The organism is Acetobacterium wieringae (genome assembly GCF_001766835.1).
Lineage (GTDB): Bacteria > Bacillota > Clostridia > Eubacteriales > Eubacteriaceae > Acetobacterium > Acetobacterium wieringae.
Genome location: NZ_LKEU01000043.1, coordinates 1 through 18,025, shown reverse-complemented (window position 1 = coordinate 18,025; position 18,025 = coordinate 1). Strand labels below are relative to the sequence as shown.

Below are 18,025 nucleotides of genomic sequence, written 5' to 3'. Positions count from 1 at the left end.
AATACCTTTCAAATACTCTCAAACATTTCTTTAAAACTGAGGGTGGGGAATATTCTCAACATCAAAACTTTCATTACGGTCTTCTTTGATGTAGGGGAATAGTGAGACTTTAGCTCTAATTCGCATTTGTCTGGTACCGGGTGTTCCCCATAACACTTCGACAATTTTATTTTCAATAGCATAATCCTGATCAAGCGTACATAGTGAGATCATTTCATTGGTTTTAGGTGAAAGCATTCGACCAGAGGCTGCGCCAATCAATTTGTCTCCATCGTATACTTCGTCGATATGAATGCTGTTATTACCGGCCACATAATCGTAATCTTCAACCATTTCCATGATATCGCAGCGGTTTCCTTTTTCAAATACAGTTTTCATTACTGCAACCAGATCATCAGGATCCCAAATTAGCGTAACCATACTATTGTGATGATTTTCCAGTTCGTTCTTTAAGGCCTCTTTTCCAGGGAAGTCATGGTTGAAATTAATCATTTTTTCCCAACCCACATCGATGGGACTACGGTGAACAAGTTGCGAATTTGGATCTAGACTGCCGGTAATTTTTACCGGAAAGGGTGGGTTGGTGCTTGGAAAGTGTGTACCTATTTGGGGTATGCTCCCTTCCGTATGGGCATTACGATAGGCGTGTCGACCCAGTTCGGTAATGCCGTAGGGCTGGCCGGCTTCCATGATCGCCGTGTAGACGGCAACAGCATCTTCGGCATTACCATGAACCTCATAGCCTAAAGTTCCGGCCATTCCGGTTCTCAGGATAAAAACCGGTTTTCCGGCAATTGATGAGTCTCTTGAAAACATGAATTTAATATCATGTAAGTCCTCTTTAGTGGCCATTTCGACAATTTCCAACGATCGCGGACCGCAAAGCTGGAAGAAGAAATTTTGACTGCTCACATCTTCAGATGTAAAGTCATACTGATTTCCTGACATTTGGTTAAGTAGATTAGGATCCGGCAAACACATCGTAATAAATTCATCTTCAGATCTTCTGACAACGATACCGTCAATCTGGATCTTGCCCTGATCGTTACACAAAACGGTATGTCTTGCTTTGCCAATGGGGAATTTATTAAAGGTGCTTATGCTTAAATCGGAGTACATTCGCAGAACATCTTTCCCCTTTATGGTATAAAAAAGGAAAGGATTAAGACCTGCATGGATATAGCAATTATCATACCAACTTAATTCCTCATTAACCCAATTGGTAAATTCAAATGGATAGACGGGAAATTTATTGTTGGACATTGGTCGCCAGCAGCCTTCCGGGCTGACGTGGACATTATATTTCAGCAAGTCGATTGGCATATAAGGTGATGGAACGATTTCATATTGGTTTTGAGACATTTTTATTCCTCCTGGAGTTTGAATTGATTTGTATTTTTTTCATGATTTTGCTTTTGGCAGTGTGGACACGTCGGTACTTTCGTTTCGCAAGACGTTATTGCAAGGGAATCGGACTACTTTGGTACGAATTTTCTTCTGATGCAAACCCGGGTCTCCTCAGAGAACCATAATCTCGGTTCCAAGTTCTAAAAAGTCAGGATCCAGTCTGCAAATTGAGATCATCCGTAAGAACCCACGGATAAATACCAAGCGAATTAATCAAAAATCGGATGTGGAATGGTTTCCGTATCAAAATTTTCGTTTCTATTTACAGCGAATTGCAGAAATGGATTCAAACCTGCATGGATATAGCAGGTATCATGCCAGCTCAATTCCGCTATCTCCCATTTATCATAGGCAAAAGGATGGAGCGGCCAAGTACCATCGGTCATCGGATGCCACAATCCTTCTGGTGCGACCATTACCTTTACTTCTGGTACATTGTTGGGAATGTGTGGTACAAATGATAATGTGTTTTGGGAATTCATTAAATATACCTCTTTCTCTAAGATGAAATTATCATAACTTAAAATAGAAACGTTCGATATGTGATTTCTTCCATTGATTTACTTTTATTTTGAACTTTTATACAAATGGTTATTTATACTTTTTTACGGTTATCTTAATTAACCAATGGTATAATGACATAAAGGTTTTATGTAGGAGAAAATACGATGGCTGTTATAAAAGCAACATATTCAGAGCGAAAAGATAAAATATTAAATGCATTGATCGATAGAAGAGGTCTGCAACATTTCACTGATTTAGCAGCAGAAGTAATGAACAATCCATTATTTATATATGATGTTAGTGGAAAAATTTTAGCTAAGAGTCAGATCGATGGGCATAAGGAGATTTGGGAAGAGTTATTACCCCAAGGCTACCTGAATTCTGAGAAAAGTATCATCACCGAAAATTCAGGGGTGATGAAGAAATTGATGGAAGAGGATACTCCTGTTATTGGGGAATTTTCGTATAGTCAGTTTCGGTTTTTAGGATGTCGTGTTCGAGATAAGCACGGTGTGGTTGCCTTAGTGACAATTGTCGAAAAGGAAGCATTTAGCAGTGAAGATTCGGATTTATTGGTGATTGTCTGCAAAGCTATTTTGTTTGAATTATTATATCAAGAACGTACAGCAATGCAAACGATACCCTATTTTAGGATTTTTAAAGATATTATTGAAGCAACGGCCTCCACAAGCGAAATCAGGGAAAGGTGTCGGGCTCTGCATTTAGATTTCCCTGAATCAATGCGATTGCTTGGCATCAAAATTGATGATAGTAAAAATAATACATTGTCATTATTCTTTCTTCGGGAAACGTTCTTAGCTTCGGTACCATTTTGTTACTGTATTATATATGATGAAAGTTTGATCATGGTTATCTCAGAAAAACATTTCAGCAAATCTTACTTGAGTAAAGTTCAAAATATCTTCAGCAACTATGAAATCCGAATCGGTGTAAGTACCCGATTTGCAGACATATTAGATGTGAAAAGTGCATTTCAGGAGATGCAGGCGATTCAAAGCGTATATCAAAAACTAAATGTTGAAAAGTCATTAATATTTTATGAGGAAATACTGTTGTATCATTTTATGGAATTGGCTTCAAAAGAATATGATTTGAACAAATTTTGTTTGCCAATACTAAGGACGATCGAAGAATACGATAATCAGAATGGAACATTATTAGAAAATAGCCTTGAAGCATATCTCGAGGCAGGAAGAAATATCCAGAAAGCATCCGATCGCTTACATATGCATAAAAATACGCTTTACTACCGGTTAAAGCGGATCGAGGATTTTTTTGACTTGGACTTAGATGATGAAAATTTATGTTTTAATTTACAATTCTCGCTTCGGATGAAACGAATGGCAAGATAATTTGTGAAAATGTTCAAAATAACAATCAAAATATGGGCAAATAAACGTATACATAACACCCCTTCTCCAGTAGAATTTTACTTGAGCAGGGGATTTTTTATGGAAAAATGCCGAACTCATAAAAATGAATGAAACAACAGATGTAGCTGCGTTGCCAAAAACAGAAGCAGTCTGTAAATAGAAAGGTAGAAATGAGAAAATATAAAAACTTAGCCAGCCCGTATACGATTAGAAATATTACGTTTCGTAATCGAATTGTGACGACGCCAACCGGAATGACATATCCCGATGAATACAGTGGCGCCCCTGATTTCAAAACAGTGCTTTTTTACGAAAAAAAGGCCAGAGGTGGTGCCGCTGGTGTAACCTATGGAGAAACTCCCGTGAATAATGTGGATGCGATCAGACGGCCAAATGTTGATTTAATTCGCCCTGATTTTTCACGAATGATTCTGCCAAACAAGGATTGGATAAAATACACTGACGCAATTAAGCGTCATGGCGCAGTGCCTTCGATTCAGTTGGCCCATGCAGGATTATTTGCGGAACCCTTCTTCAATCAGGAACATGGGTCACCCATCGGACCCGTTTCATTTGTGAAAGAAAGTGGAACAACTGTGAAAGCCATGGATGAAAATGATATGGAACGGATCGCAAATGATTTCGCTGAAACAGCTTTTTGTGCAAAGACCGCCGGTTTTCAGGAAGTAATGATCCAGTGCTGCCATGGGTGGCTGCTGGCGCAGTTCTTATCACCGGTATGGAATACCAGAACAGATGAATATGGTGGATCCATTGAAAACAGAGCCAAATTCCCATTACAGGTTTTGAAAGCAGTTCGGGAAAAAATTGGAGATGATGTGGTAATCGAAATTCGCATCAGTGGCGATGAGCATCAACCAAACGGATGGTCGGTCGAGGACTGTATTGCGTTTTGCAAAATGTTAGAAGGTATTGTGGATATCATTCAGATTTCTTCCGGGGATTATCATAATTCCGAACATTATTGTTTTACGTCAACCTTGATGCCGCATTTTATCAACGTGCCTTATGCAAAGATACTGAAAGACGCTGGCATTAAAACGGCGATTTCTGCGGTTGGAGCTAATGATGATCCCGCTGAAATGGAACGCTTGATAGCCGATGGAATTCTCGATTTTGTCGCAATTGGAAGAGGTACTCTGGCCGATAGTGATCTGCCAAAAAAAATATTGCAGAATAAAGAAGATGAGGTTCGTCCCTGCATTCGCTGTAATTGTTGTATGGCGGGTCTATATGATGGGTTTTACCAATGTAATATCAATCCTACAGCGGGACAGGAAGCTTACCTTTTAAATACACCAGCGGTAGAAGAAAAGAAGAAGGTGCTTGTAGTCGGTGGTGGCCCGGGCGGAATGCAGGCGGCGATCACAGCAAGTGACCGGGGTCACCAGGTGATCCTGGTAGACAATCAAGAAAAATTAGGTGGGGCGCTACTATTTACTGATTATGATGCGCATAAGCATGACTTGAAAAAATATACCGACTACCTTGTCCGACAGACATTAAAACGTGATATTGATGTGAGATTAAATACAGCGGCGAGCAGAGATTTACTTGAAGAACTGCAACCACAGGCAATTATTGTAGCGGCCGGCGCTACGCCACGGGTTCCCAATATTGAAGGGATCGATCAGGCATATCATGCGACAGCGGCCTATTATCAGCCAGAAAAGATGGGTGATAAAATCATTCTGATTGGTGGTGGACTGATTGGCTGTGAATTGGCGCTTCATTTAGCTGAATTCGGGAAGCATGTTACAATTTTAGAAATCACAAACCAGTTGGCACAGGATGCGAATATGTTACATCGACCGACCCTGCTTGAATATATGGATCAGAAAAAGGATCAGATTCAAAGCATTCTTGGTGCAAATACCGCGAAAATTCTCGAAAATGGCGTTATTTATAAAGACGAGAATAATGTAGAACATTTTGTTGAAGCAGATACCGTCTTATATGCGGTTGGCAGTCTACCCAATTCTGGTATTGTGGAAGAACTTCGTGAATGGGAGGAATGGGAAACATTCAGGGCAATTGGCGATTGCACCGGAGCGAGTGTTGTAAAAAAAGCGGTTCATGAGGGCTACTTTGCCGCAATGGATATTATTTAAACACGTAAATGATTCCGGAAATGCTGATTGCCCCCAAAGCGATGTCAAAAGGCGTGGAAGTTTTAAAACCAGTGATGGCTCGTGATGTATTCAACTCTTTAGGAACCGGTGTCATCGGAACGGTTGTTGGCAGTGCCGCTGTTAAAGCAAAAGAACTGATTGCTTAAAAAAGTTAGCGTTTCTGAAATATAAAAAGATCTGGTTTTTTTGCCAGATCTTTTTGTATTCTTATTTTTGTAAGAATGGTTTTGGAGACCGTTTCAAAAATTGTGTAAACCTCGTGGTTGATGTAGAATAAATACATTAGCCAGGAGGTTTTTATTATGGCAAGAAGAAACGAAAGTAACGAAGAAAAGAATCGTCGGAAATTAGTGGAAAGTTTTCTAAGCGAAAATCCCATCAAAGATCCAAATGACATCCAGGAACTGATGAAGGAAATGATGCGCCAAGTGCTGGAAGGCGGTCTCACCGCTGAATTGGATGACGAACTGGGTTATACCCGCTATGATTATCGAAACAAGGAAACCGAGAACAGCCGGAACGGCTATTCGAAGAAAACAGTCCATACCAGTCTGGGTGATATGGAAATTGATGTTCCCAGAGACCGGAATGGGGAGTTTGAACCCCAATTGATGCCGAAACACAAAAATACCCTGACTCAGGACATTGAAGCAAAAATCATTTCCATGTATGCTAAAGGCATGACCACCAGCGATATTGAGACGCACATTAAAGATCTCTATGGGATCGAGATGTCCGATAGTACCATCAGCCGGGTGACGGATAAAATTCTGCCGATTGCCAAAGAATGGCAGAATCGGCCATTGGAAGAAATCTACGCCGTCGTTTTTATGGATGCGATTCATTTCCATGTGCGAAGCGAAGGCCAGATTATCAAGAAGGCCGTTTATATCGCCATCGGGATCAACATGGACGGGTGCCGGGATGTGCTGGGTTTATGGATTGGGGAAAATGAAAGTGCCAAATTCTGGCTTTCCGTCATGAATGGATTAAGAAATCGTGGTGTCGAAGATATTCTGATTGCCTGTGTGGATGGGTTGACCGGATTTTCCAATGCGATCGAAGCCGTCTTCCCTAAAACTGAAATCCAGCAATGCATCATCCACCAGATCAGAAATACCACCCGGTTTGTTTCCTATAAAGATATCCGGTCACTCATGGCCGATCTGAAGCGGGTTTATACGGCGCCAACTGAAGATGCTGCTTTGAGTGAACTGGCTACATTTGAGGAAAAATGGGGCAAAAAATATCCAAAAATTCCGGATTCCTGGCGAAACAACTGGCCGAAACTCGCGACCTATTTCAAATATCCGCAGGAAGTTCGAACCCTCATTTATACAACCAATTCCATTGAGGGATTCAACCGACAGCTCCGAAAAGTGACGAAAAGCAAAACCGTATTCCCAACCGATGATAGTCTCTTTAAAATGCTGTATCTGGCCACCATGGATATCACCCAAAAGTGGACCGGGCGGAGAAAAGATTGGGGCCAGATTCACTCCCAGCTGGAAATATTTTTTTCTGAGCGCCTGGATTAATCCCCCATAATCACATCAGGGCATTCCGGAGTTAGATCCAGACTTGCTTTTTATTGACATGCAATCAATTCGGATTATAATACAGGTAAGGGGCAAGCGTCATTTCAATGCCCTTGCCCCTTAATTAAATACTCTATTCTATATCAATTTTCGCAAATACACAAAACTTGAAACGCTCCCTGGTTTTGTTTTTTTAAGAATTAGTGGTTAACAGTGCATAAAGCTGGCAGTGAACCATCAAGACTTATGGATAGCAACATGTAACTCGGGAATGATTATTTTTTTGCTCTGACAAATTCAATTGCTTCCTTGCCGGTTATGTGTTCAATGTCAATTGCAATAATGTAAGCGTGTAAGCATTCGTCTATTTCTTTGTGCTGGGATTTTTCGGGTTGATCGCCTGAGTATTTTTTTACTAAAGAGAGGAATGCGCCCAACTTTTCATCACCTTCCACAATTCTTGCTTTACCAAAAGCAATAACACTGCGAAAATAAGTTGTGTATTCCTTGCTTATAATCGTATCTTCATCGGTGACTGAAAAAGACACTTTTGAATTGTTTGTGATGGCATCAATTTTATGACCAGTTTTTGCTGAATGAAAATAGATTTTGTCATTAAAATAGACGTAGCTTAATGGGATAGCGTAAGGATAATCTTCATCTCCTAAACAGGCCAAAACACCATTGGTGTTTCTATTCATTACTGCGATAGTATCTTCAGTTGATAATAATTGTTTACCTCTTCTCATTTCTCTAAACATTAGCTTTTCTCACTTTCATCGAATAATAAATTATAAATAGATATCAACATAAAATATCTATTCGGTAGTTGGAACACTTGCGTTATTCATAAAATTGGGTGACTGCACGCCCGCATTACAAATGAATAAAAAGAGATTATTAAGCGATCTGATAGTTATATCGAGTCACTTTTTATCTAAAAAACCCCTTCCACACAAGTTGTCACATCTTGTTAAAGATAAATTATGCATAATAATTTAAATGCAGGAGGATTCTTTTCTTCTAGCCAAAATAAAAACCTCCTGACTAATGTATTTATTTTACATCAAACACGGGGATTACACAATTTCTAAGACTGTCTCAGCAGGAGCAGAGTTCTTAAAGGGAAAAGAATGATTTATCTCAGGCTAGATTTTTTTCATAAAGCTACCGCTCCAGATAATCCACTATTATTTGGGCGCCATCCCGGGCACCATTTTCAGTCCCAATATTGTGGCCCAGCTTTTGGGCATTCGTGATAATCGTATCGGTTAGGGCATATTGAATCGCTGCCGCCAGCTTGACAGTGGTTAAATGCTTACGGTAAATCGGCTTTGCGCCAACCCCGAGGTCATAGGATCGGTGAGCCCAGGCAAATTGGTCATTGGAAAATGGCACGATGATGCTTGGGATACCGGCTTGAAAGCCAGCGGCGGTGGTGCCGGCACCACCATGATGACAAACCAGAGAAACCCGCTCAAACAGCCAGCTGTGGGGGATATTGTTAATCGCCAGCAGGTTTTTCGGCAAGTTGTCAATCGTCCCCATACCAGAGATGATCCCGCGCTTGCCGGTTTGTCGAAGGGCTTCGATAATGATGGCGACCGTCTCGACCTGCTGGTTGCTGTCAAAAACGCTGCCAAAGCCGAAATATAGCGGTTTTTCACCCGCTGCCAGCAAGTCCGCCAATTCTTTGGCGGGGGTATAATCATCCGTTTCGGTCACAAACCAATAGCCATTCTGATGGATATCGGCGTTCCAGTCCTGGGGCCGGGGAAAGACAAAATTACTGCAGGAGATAATGGCCGGATGGGCGTGATCTATTTTTTCAAAAGGGCTGCCAAAATCCTCGGGGAGTTTGCCATATTCTTTTTTGAAAAAGGTTTTAATGCCGGTCTTTCCTGCCATCCACAGCATCCCCTGCAAGAGCTTGTAACTTACTGCTTTGGGCATGATGTTTTTACCGTAGGCGATCAGTGAAGCCACTTCGGTGGTTTTGTGCATCGGAAAGGGCGCCGCCAGGATCGTCGGGATACCCAACTTGGCGCCGGCAAAATAACCAATCGAACAGCCTGGATGGTAAACAATCAGTTCACTGCCCTGACAAGCCGCAAACATTTCGGCGGTTAGGCCAATCACATATTTTTTCATTTTGTTAAAGGTCAAGATCATTTTAAGGGGATTATCCGATGATTGGGCATCCTGAAGCAATTTAGGTTCAATCTCGGCGGACTGATAATCAGCCGATAGTGGATAAAAATCGATGCCGTAGCTTTTGATAAAGTCTTCAAAACTTTTACCGCCGGTAATCCGCACGGTTTTTCCCAACTTTTGCAGTTCCTGGGCAAGAGCAATATAGGGCTGAAAATCCCCCCGAGATCCCGAACAAAGAATTGTAATCATAGTCGTTCCTCCTTGAATCATCCAACATCCTGTTGTATGATTCAATTATAAATCCCGGCGGCCAGAGGATCAACCAACAATGTGGTTGCATTTGTCGGATTTGAAATGGAGGATGAAGATGAATAGACGGACAGCGATTACGACACAGACAAAACAGAATCTCATCGATGCGTTTTGGTCCCTATACTGTGACATGAGAATTGAAAAAATTACCATCAAAGATATTACCAATAAAGCCGGCTATAACCGGGGGACATTTTACGAATATTTTAAAGACGTTTATGATGTTCTGGAACATATTGAAGATTCTTTAATCCCCAGCCTGGACGAGCTGCCACCAATTACAATCGGTTCGGAAATGCGAGGCATGCCGACGAACACGTTTCTTGAGCTTTATGAAAAGAACAGCAAATACTATGCCGTGTTACTTGGCGACGGTGGCGACCCGGCTTTTGCAAGCAAACTAAAAAATGCAATTAAACCAATAATAATCCAGGAATTCGCCAATAAACCAACGGTTAATCTACAGGAATTGGACTATGTTGTCGAATATACCCTATCGGCGATGATTGGTATGATGAGTTACTGGTACCGGCAGACTGATAAACTGCCTTCTGATCAATTACATGAATTGATCAAAAAATTAACGGAACAAGGCATCACCAGACAATTGCCAGCGTTTTAAAAGGCCATGATCTGCCAAGATGGTATGACGGTCGCGCAAATGCTCAATGTTACGGTCATGTTGTATATCATGTCCAGGCTCGGTACGGATAAATCAATCACCAATGAATTTTTCAAATAATCGGAAAAAACCCTCGGATATTTGAAGATTTTGCAAAAGCTAATATTGGTGCTCTCATGAAAGGTAATGATAACTAAACGATAAGGATATTGCTTCTGAAATCAATAACGATAATTTATGAGTAATAACAGAAAATTCTGAATATTCTGTTGTTAAAATGGGTGCTTCGGTTACGTAATTCCGATGATGCTGAGGTTAGCAGCGTGAATCTGCAATGTATTTGCTTATATGAAGATTAATTATGATGATAATCTTCAATACAAATTGTCACCTCAAACCGGTACGGATCACCTCCACCATTGTTAAATTAAATGCAATTTACTTAACAGCTGATTAGTGATAATCAGCTGTTTTTTTAATTAAGTTATTATGTTATATAAATATTATTGAATGTAAATGATATTTTGCGAACAGGGGTTCGGTATGGTCTTTTCTACTAAAAGTAACTTTATAAGTCTGTCCTATAATAATATTTTATTTTGAAATTTTCATAGACAATTTCAACTTGTACGGTATAATAATAGACAAGTGTTTTAAAAATAATATTTATGAGGAAAAACAAACAAATGGATTATATTCCGCCGTATACGATAACAGATAAAACCGTTAATTTAGTTTCAAAGATAACGGAAATAATTACGCATATTACAATTGCTGATAACATGGACAGCAATCCAAGACTTAGAAGAGATAATCGAATTCGAACTATCCATGCTTCTTTAGCAATTGAGAACAACTCATTATCTTTGGATCAAGTAACAGACATTATTAATGGAAGAAGGATTCTCGGTGCGCCAGACGAAATATGTGAAGTTAAAAATGCTTTTGAAGCATATAATATACTTTTAAAAATGAATCCATTTTCAATTAATGCTTTATTGCAAGCTCATAGAATTTTAATGAATGATTTATCAAAAGAATCCGGAATTTTTAGAAACGGTGGTGTCGGTATATTTGCAGGAGATCATTTGGTTCATATGGCTCCACCGGCTAATCATGTTCCGCATTTGATACAAGATCTGTTTAGCTGGGCTAAAGAAGCAGAAGTGCATCCGCTAATTAAAAGTTGTGTTTTCCATTACGAATTTGAGTTTATTCACCCGTTTGCCGATGGAAATGGACGAATGGGGCGAATGTGGCAAACTTTACTACTTTATAAGTGGAAACCACTATTCGGTTGGCTGCCTATCGAAACGCTTATTAGGGAACGTCAGGATGAGTATTACAAAGTACTTGGAGAATGTGATCATCGAGCAGATTCAGGTCAGTTTGTTGAATTTCTATTGGAAGCAATTTATGATGCGCTACAAGATGTTTCAAATACCGGACAAGTAACCGATCAAGTAACCGAACAAGTCGAAAGATTATTAAATGTGATCGGTGACAACGCTTATTCGACAAAAGAATTGATGGAATTATTAGGTTTAAAACATCGACAAACCTTTAGAGATAACTATTTATTGCCGGCAATGGAAAAAGGGCTGATTGAAATGACAATTCCAGATAAACCCAATAGCAGCAAGCAAAAATATAAAAAAACGTAAGATAAAATTGTACTTTGTAAAAAATAAATATTAATGTTATTAAAATTGAAATTAGCCATTTGTATAAATTAATATTGAACTTTGGGATTTTAAAGTATTGTATGAAAGATTTAGTAGTCATTAATTATTAGAAAAGGTACAATAAAGGCCACCTTGTGATGAGGTGGCTTTTTTCTGTTTTGAGTAGAAATGGCTTTGTTACTGTATTTAAGAGTTTGTATAGTATTGATGATTTTTACAAAGAGGTTGTTTAGTGCGTTGAATAAGTTTATAAATTCGTATCAGGCACTGATCTGCTAATATGATTTAAAATAATCACCAGCTGCATGGTGATTATTTGTTTTCTCCACAAGCAGCGGATTCCTTGATCAAAGGGATATCAAATTCACGTGTCAAAAGATAACATGACAAGCTTACAAATACCATTAAAATACCGGCAAGAATCATCCAATTGCTTACACCAAGCAGTTCAGATACAGGTCCGGCAATAAACATCCCAACAGGAGCTGCAAAACTCATAATACTGGTAACAAGCGAAATGACCTTACCCAAGTTTTCTGAAGGAACCGTTCTTTGGATATAGGCGGTGAAGGGAATGTTGAAACCCATACTGGTTGTCCCCATAATAAATACAGCGATACAGAAAACCCAGAACCAAGTTGCTGGTAAAAAACCGCTAATAAAGGAGCATAAACCGAGCAAACCCATGGAAAGTGCGATCATTAAAAATTGTCGCTGGAGACCACCAGTTAAACCGATAATCATCGCAGCAATCAGCATGCCACTGGAAAATAAGGTTTGAACGATCCCATTATGCCATGCCGTACCATTAAAATAACCCTTGACCATAAGCGGCAGCAAAGTTCCTAAAGGTACAAAAATAATCGTTGATATCAGCACTGGAATCGAAAGTCGCAACAAGGCCTTGTTCGATTTAATCGTCAGGATACCCTGCTTCATATCTTCAATAACGGTTAACTTACTGTTAAGATTAATTGGGGGGGTGGAAACGTGGACCAGTGATAAGGTTAAAATGGCCAAAATTGCCCCAATTACATCAATTAGCATCGTATAGGGTAGGGTTGTAACGCTCATCAATAAGGCACCGAGCATGGGCCCGATCATCGAACAAGCGGAGTTGATCATTTGTCCGAAGCCACCAGCTTTTGTAAGTTCAGCAGAAGGAACAAGCTGAGGAATAAGGGTTTGCATAGCAGGCTTATGAAAAGTCTCACCCAAGGCCCTGATCAATAAAACAACATAAACAAATGAGAGCGATTGGTAGCCAAGTAAAAATAACACGCATAAAAATAAACTGGAAAGGGCAACAGCAGCATCAGCAATAATCATTATTTTTTTACGATTAAATCGGTCAATCCAGACACCAGCAAAAGGACCGATTATCGCCTGAGGCAATAATCCGACAACACTTGCGATCGTTAATGCCAGGGCCGAACCGGTTTCCATCGTGATCCACCAGATCATTGAAAACTGTACGGCACTGGAACTTAAAAGGGAAAAGGCCTGACCAAGATAAATGGTGAAAAAGGTTTTTCTCCAAGTAGACATTTTTTTCATAAATCTACCGCACCAGATAATCTGCTATTATTTTCGCACCTGCCCAGGCACCATTTTCAGTCCCAATATTGTGGCCGAGCTTTCGGGCATTCGTGATAATCGGATCGGTTAGGGCATATTGAATTGCTGCCGCCAGCTTATCAGCGTTTAAATGCTTACGGTAAATCGGCTTTGCGCCAACTCCCAGGTCATAGGATCGGTGAGCCCAGGCAAATTGGTCATTGGAAAATGGCACGATGACACTTGGGATACCGGCTTTAAAACCAGCGGCGACCATGATGACAAACCAGGGAAATCCGCTCAAACAGCCAACTGTGGGGAACACTGTCAATCGCCAGCAGGTTTTTCGGCAGGTTGTCAATCGCACCCATACCAGAGATGATCCCGCGCTTACCGGTTCGCCGAAGGGCTTCGATAATGATGGCGACCGTCTCGACCTGGTGGTTGCTGTCAAAAACGCTGCCAAAGCCGAAATATAGCGGCTTTTCACCCGCTGCCAGGAAGTCCGCCAATTCTTTGGCGGGGGTATAATCATCTTTTTCGGTCACAAACCAATAGCCATTCTGATGGATATCGGCGTTCCAGTCCTGGGGACGGGGAAAGACAAAATTACTGCAGGAGATGATGGCCGGATGGGTGTGATCGATTTTTTCAAAGGGGCTGGCAAGATCATCGGGGAGTTTGCCATATTCTTTTTTGAAAAAGGCTTTAATGCCAGTCTTTCCAGCCATCCACAGCATCCCCTGCAAGAGCTTGTAACTTACTGCTTTGGGCATGATGGTTTTACCGTAGGCGATCAGTGAAGCCACTTCGGTGGTTTTGTGCATCGGAAAGGGTGCCGCCAGGATCGTCGGGATACCCAACTTGGCGCCGGCAAAATAACCAATCGAACAGCCTGGATGGTAAACAATCAGTTCACTGCCCTGACAAGCCGCAAACATTTCGGCGGTTAGGCCAATCACATATTTTTTCATTTTGTTAAAGGTCAAGATCATTTTAAGGGGATTATCCGATGATTGGGCATCCTGAAGCAATTTAGGTTCAATCTCGGCGGACTGATAATCAGCCGATAGTGGATAAAAATCGATGCCGTAGCTTTTGATAAAGTCTTCAAAACTTTTACCGCCGGTAATCCGCACGGTTTTTCCCAACTTTTGCAGTTCCTGGGCAAGAGCAATATAGGGCTGAAAATCCCCCCGAGATCCCGAACAAAGAATTGTAATCATAGTCGTTCCTCCTTGAATCATCCAACATCCTGTTGTATGATTCAATTATAAATCCCGGCGGCCAGAGGATCAACCAACAATGTGGTTGCATTTGTCGGATTTGAAATGGAGGATGAAGATGAATAGACGGACAGCGATTACGACACAGACAAAACAGAATCTCATCGATGCGTTTTGGTCCCTATACTGTGACATGAGAATTGAAAAAATTACCATCAAAGATATTACCAATAAAGCCGGCTATAACCGGGGGACATTTTACGAATATTTTAAAGACGTTTATGATGTTCTGGAACATATTGAAAATTCATTAATCCCCAGCCTGGACGAGCTGCCACCAATTACAATCGGTTCGGACATGTGCGGCATGCCTACGAACACGTTTCTTGAGCTATATGAAAAAAACAGCAAATACTATGCCGTGTTGCTTGGCGACGGTGGTGACCCGGCTTTTGCAAGCAAACTCAAAAATGCTATTAAACCAATAATAATCCAGGAATTCGCCAATAAACCGACGGTTAATCAAAAAGAATTGGACTATGTTATCGAATATACCCTATCGGCGATGATTGGTATGATGAGTTACTGGTACCGGCAGACTGATAAACTGCCTTCTGATCAATTGCATGAATTGATCAGAAAACTAACGGAACAAGGCGTCACCAGACAATTGCCGGCGTTATAAAAGGCAAAGATCTGTTTCAGGATATTTTATACTCATTTATATAGGCGGTCCCTGTGGGAAAAAAATGAGGAACGGTTTCTAAAATAACAAAAATATTAGTTGACTGGCATACTATTGTGATATATAATCTGGCCAAACAGTTTACCGGTAAACTAATTAAAATGATGTGTTATTTTACAGGAGGTCACCAGATGGGGCTAAGTCTGAATAAAATAGTAAAACCGCAAACTACTGCGTTGAATGAACGAGGTCGGGTGTTCTCCTCAGCACAATCACCAACAAAACGACCTTACGTTGAGGGTGAACGGATTAAATTCATAAACAAAGATATCAGGTATCTTTTAAAGAACATAACAAAGATATATCGATTACCTCAGACAATTCAAACAACAGTAAAATTAATTAAGAAAGATCATGAAGGTTTAAATAGTCGGATCACAGCAGCAGTTTTCAATGAACTGGAAAAACTGCTGCAAAAGTTACAAGTTGATGAATACGGATATTTTGAAGTGATGCCCGAACAATTATTTAAGGGCTGTGGTGTTCCCCATCAGTATGCGCTCGTTTTTTCATCTGCAATGGATCCCGATGCCTTTAAAACAGCGCCAAGTATCGTTTGTCAGGTGGAAGTAGCAAAAGTGTATGTAAAAACTGGAGATATTGCTAACAGTGTTGCTGGTTTTCTTCAAAAAAATGGATTTGGTGCCAGTCCAAACCACTCGATAGGAGGCCAGCTAGACTACTCAATGGCGGCCCAGTGGGCGGGAATCGGAATCGTTGGTCGACATAGTATGGCGATCACCAGAAAAAATGGTGCCTGCCAACGTCTCTCAGTGGTTTACACCAATATTGAAAATCTCGATGAGTATATCGTCTCGAATCCAAGAGACTTAACGTGGGTCAACGAATTCTGTCAAAAATGTGGAAAGTGTATTCGAAACTGTCCGACAGAGGCGATTTATAAAGAACCAGTGATCTGCGATGGTTTTAATCCAACCCGGGTTGATTATGACAAGTGCTCTCGCGGTTTTGTAAATTATGGTTGCGGTGTTTGCATCGGAGAGTGCCCATTTACAGTTGGTAATTACGATCAAATAAAATCTGCCTATTTGAAAAAAAGATAAGGAAGGTGCAAATATGGAAGCCATGGATTTTGGAAAGATGATTCGCACTATTACGGCAAATACCAATAATTATATTGGCGGTATGATTGAAAAGTTTGGGATCCGGCAGGGTCAGTTTGAGTATTTTCTACTGATCTACGGCAGCCCCGGCATTAATCAGAATGAATTAGCCAGGCTAAAATCGGTTGGTAAAGCCAGCGTGACCAAGGCTTTGAAAATTCTTGAAGATGATGGTTTTATCCGCAGAGTCTCCGATGATGTGGACAAACGAAACACCCGGTGTTACATTACCGGAAAGGGCGAATTGATTGTCAATGATTTGCTTAAAATCAGAGCAGAAGCGGAAAAAGTCCTTTTTGACGGTTTTACCGAAGCAGGCAAAGCGGCCTTATATGAGCATCTTTTTCGATTATATCAGAATTCAGAGCAGTTGGGGGCTAATCCTCAGTACGAGATTGGAGTTGATTAGATGAAATTTCCGATGCCTAGAGAATATAAACATATCAGACCCATCGATACGGTCTGGTATGGCAATCCGCAATTAAAAGAAGGACTATCAGTACCCGAGATTACAATCAAATATGGTAGTTTATCCTCACGAATAAAAACGATGCCGTCGTATGCTAAATATTTGCTTGGATCACTGCGTGAATTAGCCAAAGCGGTAAAATCGATTAAGCGAAATCCCTACACATCAAATAAAACGCTGTCGGCAGAAGGATTGGCAGAAATAGAAGCAGTTGCGCAAGGGCTGGGTATTTCGGGTATTGTAAATTTTCACATTATTTCGGACTGGTTTAATCACAATAAAACGGATCGAAATGTGCGAAAGAGTGTGAAAAATATGGTGAGTTGAAAATATAATGCCAGTTTTTAATCACATAATCACGCTTTATTTCTCCAGAAAAAAAGGAAATAACGCCGTCAGGCGTTAAATCCCAGCTTCTGTAGAAGCGGCAAAAACAATCTCTTCATCGATAAGGTCGGTTTGCTTCTGAAAGGCAAGAATCAGACACTGGGTAACCAGATTACCGACCAGTCGCGGATAACCGCCAGTGGATGACGAAATGGCTTCATAGGCGTTCTCGTTGATCAGATTCCGTGAAACACCGGCATGCTTGAACCGGTGTCTGATATAGTCCCGGACCTCATCCGGTGTCAGCGGCGAGAAATGAAATCGGGTCACCAGTCGCTGATCGAGGGAACGATTCTGATTTAAACCCAGCCGGTTGCCCAGCGTCGGTAAACCGGTGAGAATCAGAATAAAAGGATTGCGTTTATCCATGTCAAAGTTAAAAATAATGCTCAGATCGTGAAGAAACTGAGCGGAAGCCGACTGCATTTCATCGAGGATAAAAACCGGCGTGATGCGGCGCTTATCATAAAGATCGGTAATGGCGTTCTGAATCTGAAAGAACAGCTCCACTTTGCGGAATCTCGGCTGTTCCCCAAGGGAAAAGGCCAGCCCCCGGTAAAAATCCATGGTGGTTCCGGAAGACATCGGAAAATACATGACCTTATATAATGACGGATTCAGACTGTCGGCAAAGACTCGTAGGGTCGATGTTTTACCAACCCCGGGATCGCCAGTAATCAGACCGAAACCTCTGGTGGTTTTGAGATAATCCAATCGGGCCAGAACTTCCCTGTAAGCTTCCGATTGA

General features: G+C 40.9%; 18 protein-coding genes. 10 read left to right on the top strand and 8 right to left on the bottom strand.

Annotation, left to right across the window (positions count from 1 at the left end; all coding sequences use genetic code 11):
- Positions 1–30 precede the first annotated feature (30 nt).
- Both ACWI_RS16350 and ACWI_RS16345 read right to left on the bottom strand, forming a co-directional pair.
- Positions 31–1,362: an aminomethyltransferase family protein gene (locus ACWI_RS16350; protein ID WP_070372521.1), complete on the bottom strand. Its 1,332-nt coding sequence runs from the start codon at positions 1,360–1,362 to the stop codon at positions 31–33.
- 254 nt (positions 1,363–1,616) lie between these two features.
- A complete protein-coding gene (locus tag ACWI_RS16345) occupies positions 1,617–1,889 on the bottom strand; it encodes a hypothetical protein (RefSeq protein ID WP_070372520.1) in 273 nt (90 codons plus the stop codon).
- Positions 1,890–2,075: 186 nt separating this feature from the next.
- Between ACWI_RS16345 and ACWI_RS16340 the strand changes: the two genes are divergently transcribed.
- From ACWI_RS16340 to ACWI_RS16330, 4 genes are all read left to right on the top strand, one after another.
- Positions 2,076–3,284: a PucR family transcriptional regulator gene (locus tag ACWI_RS16340; RefSeq protein WP_070372519.1), complete on the top strand. Its 1,209-nt coding sequence runs from the start codon at positions 2,076–2,078 to the stop codon at positions 3,282–3,284.
- A gap of 191 nt (positions 3,285–3,475) precedes the next feature.
- Positions 3,476–5,437 (top strand): oxidoreductase, encoded by a 1,962-nt coding sequence (locus tag ACWI_RS16335; protein WP_070372518.1) that lies wholly within the window; start codon positions 3,476–3,478, stop codon positions 5,435–5,437.
- 20 nt (positions 5,438–5,457) lie between these two features.
- A complete protein-coding gene (locus ACWI_RS18650; RefSeq protein WP_423230215.1) occupies positions 5,458–5,604 on the top strand; it encodes a hypothetical protein in 147 nt (48 codons plus the stop codon).
- Between the two features lie 156 nt (positions 5,605–5,760).
- Complete coding sequence (locus ACWI_RS16330; RefSeq protein WP_070372517.1) at positions 5,761–6,996, top strand: IS256 family transposase; 1,236 nt, start codon at positions 5,761–5,763, stop codon at positions 6,994–6,996.
- 275 nt (positions 6,997–7,271) lie between these two features.
- Here ACWI_RS16330 and ACWI_RS16325 read toward each other — a convergent pair whose 3' ends face one another.
- Positions 7,272–7,757 (bottom strand): pyridoxamine 5'-phosphate oxidase family protein, encoded by a 486-nt coding sequence (locus tag ACWI_RS16325; protein WP_070372516.1) that lies wholly within the window; start codon positions 7,755–7,757, stop codon positions 7,272–7,274.
- A gap of 406 nt (positions 7,758–8,163) precedes the next feature.
- Complete coding sequence (locus ACWI_RS16320) at positions 8,164–9,399, bottom strand: glycosyltransferase (RefSeq protein WP_070372515.1); 1,236 nt, start codon at positions 9,397–9,399, stop codon at positions 8,164–8,166.
- A 118-nt stretch (positions 9,400–9,517) separates the two neighbouring features.
- Between ACWI_RS16320 and ACWI_RS16315 the strand changes: the two genes are divergently transcribed.
- Both ACWI_RS16315 and ACWI_RS16310 read left to right on the top strand, forming a co-directional pair.
- Positions 9,518–10,084 (top strand): TetR/AcrR family transcriptional regulator, encoded by a 567-nt coding sequence (locus tag ACWI_RS16315; protein ID WP_070372514.1) that lies wholly within the window; start codon positions 9,518–9,520, stop codon positions 10,082–10,084.
- A 686-nt stretch (positions 10,085–10,770) separates the two neighbouring features.
- Positions 10,771–11,748: a Fic family protein gene (locus ACWI_RS16310; protein WP_070372513.1), complete on the top strand. Its 978-nt coding sequence runs from the start codon at positions 10,771–10,773 to the stop codon at positions 11,746–11,748.
- Between the two features lie 333 nt (positions 11,749–12,081).
- Here ACWI_RS16310 and ACWI_RS16305 read toward each other — a convergent pair whose 3' ends face one another.
- Genes ACWI_RS16305 through ACWI_RS16300 form a run of 3 tightly spaced genes read right to left on the bottom strand, consistent with a single transcriptional unit; the run spans position 12,082 to position 14,552 of the window.
- A complete protein-coding gene (locus ACWI_RS16305; RefSeq protein WP_070372512.1) occupies positions 12,082–13,326 on the bottom strand; it encodes an MFS transporter in 1,245 nt (414 codons plus the stop codon).
- Between the two features lie 4 nt (positions 13,327–13,330).
- A complete protein-coding gene (locus ACWI_RS19430) occupies positions 13,331–13,630 on the bottom strand; it encodes a glycosyltransferase (RefSeq protein WP_242871640.1) in 300 nt (99 codons plus the stop codon).
- Positions 13,584–14,552 (bottom strand): glycosyltransferase, encoded by a 969-nt coding sequence (locus ACWI_RS16300; protein ID WP_242871639.1) that lies wholly within the window; start codon positions 14,550–14,552, stop codon positions 13,584–13,586. The genes ACWI_RS19430 and ACWI_RS16300 overlap by 47 nt, the downstream gene beginning before the upstream one ends.
- Before the next feature lie 118 nt (positions 14,553–14,670).
- On the opposite strand from ACWI_RS16300, the gene ACWI_RS16295 reads away from it, so the two are divergent.
- The 4 genes from ACWI_RS16295 (at position 14,671) to ACWI_RS16280 (ending at position 17,217) form a co-directional block, all read left to right on the top strand.
- Complete coding sequence (locus ACWI_RS16295; protein WP_070372511.1) at positions 14,671–15,237, top strand: TetR/AcrR family transcriptional regulator; 567 nt, start codon at positions 14,671–14,673, stop codon at positions 15,235–15,237.
- A 191-nt stretch (positions 15,238–15,428) separates the two neighbouring features.
- A complete protein-coding gene (locus ACWI_RS16290) occupies positions 15,429–16,361 on the top strand; it encodes a 4Fe-4S binding protein (protein ID WP_070372510.1) in 933 nt (310 codons plus the stop codon).
- A 13-nt stretch (positions 16,362–16,374) separates the two neighbouring features.
- Complete coding sequence (locus tag ACWI_RS16285; RefSeq protein ID WP_070372509.1) at positions 16,375–16,830, top strand: MarR family winged helix-turn-helix transcriptional regulator; 456 nt, start codon at positions 16,375–16,377, stop codon at positions 16,828–16,830.
- Entirely contained in the window at positions 16,831–17,217 is a 387-nt protein-coding gene (locus ACWI_RS16280) for a hypothetical protein (RefSeq protein ID WP_070372508.1), read from the top strand.
- A gap of 75 nt (positions 17,218–17,292) precedes the next feature.
- On the opposite strand, the gene ACWI_RS16275 is transcribed toward ACWI_RS16280, so the two are convergent.
- The coding region (locus tag ACWI_RS16275; RefSeq protein WP_070372507.1) for an ExeA family protein at positions 17,293–18,025 on the bottom strand (733 nt) is incomplete at its 5' end.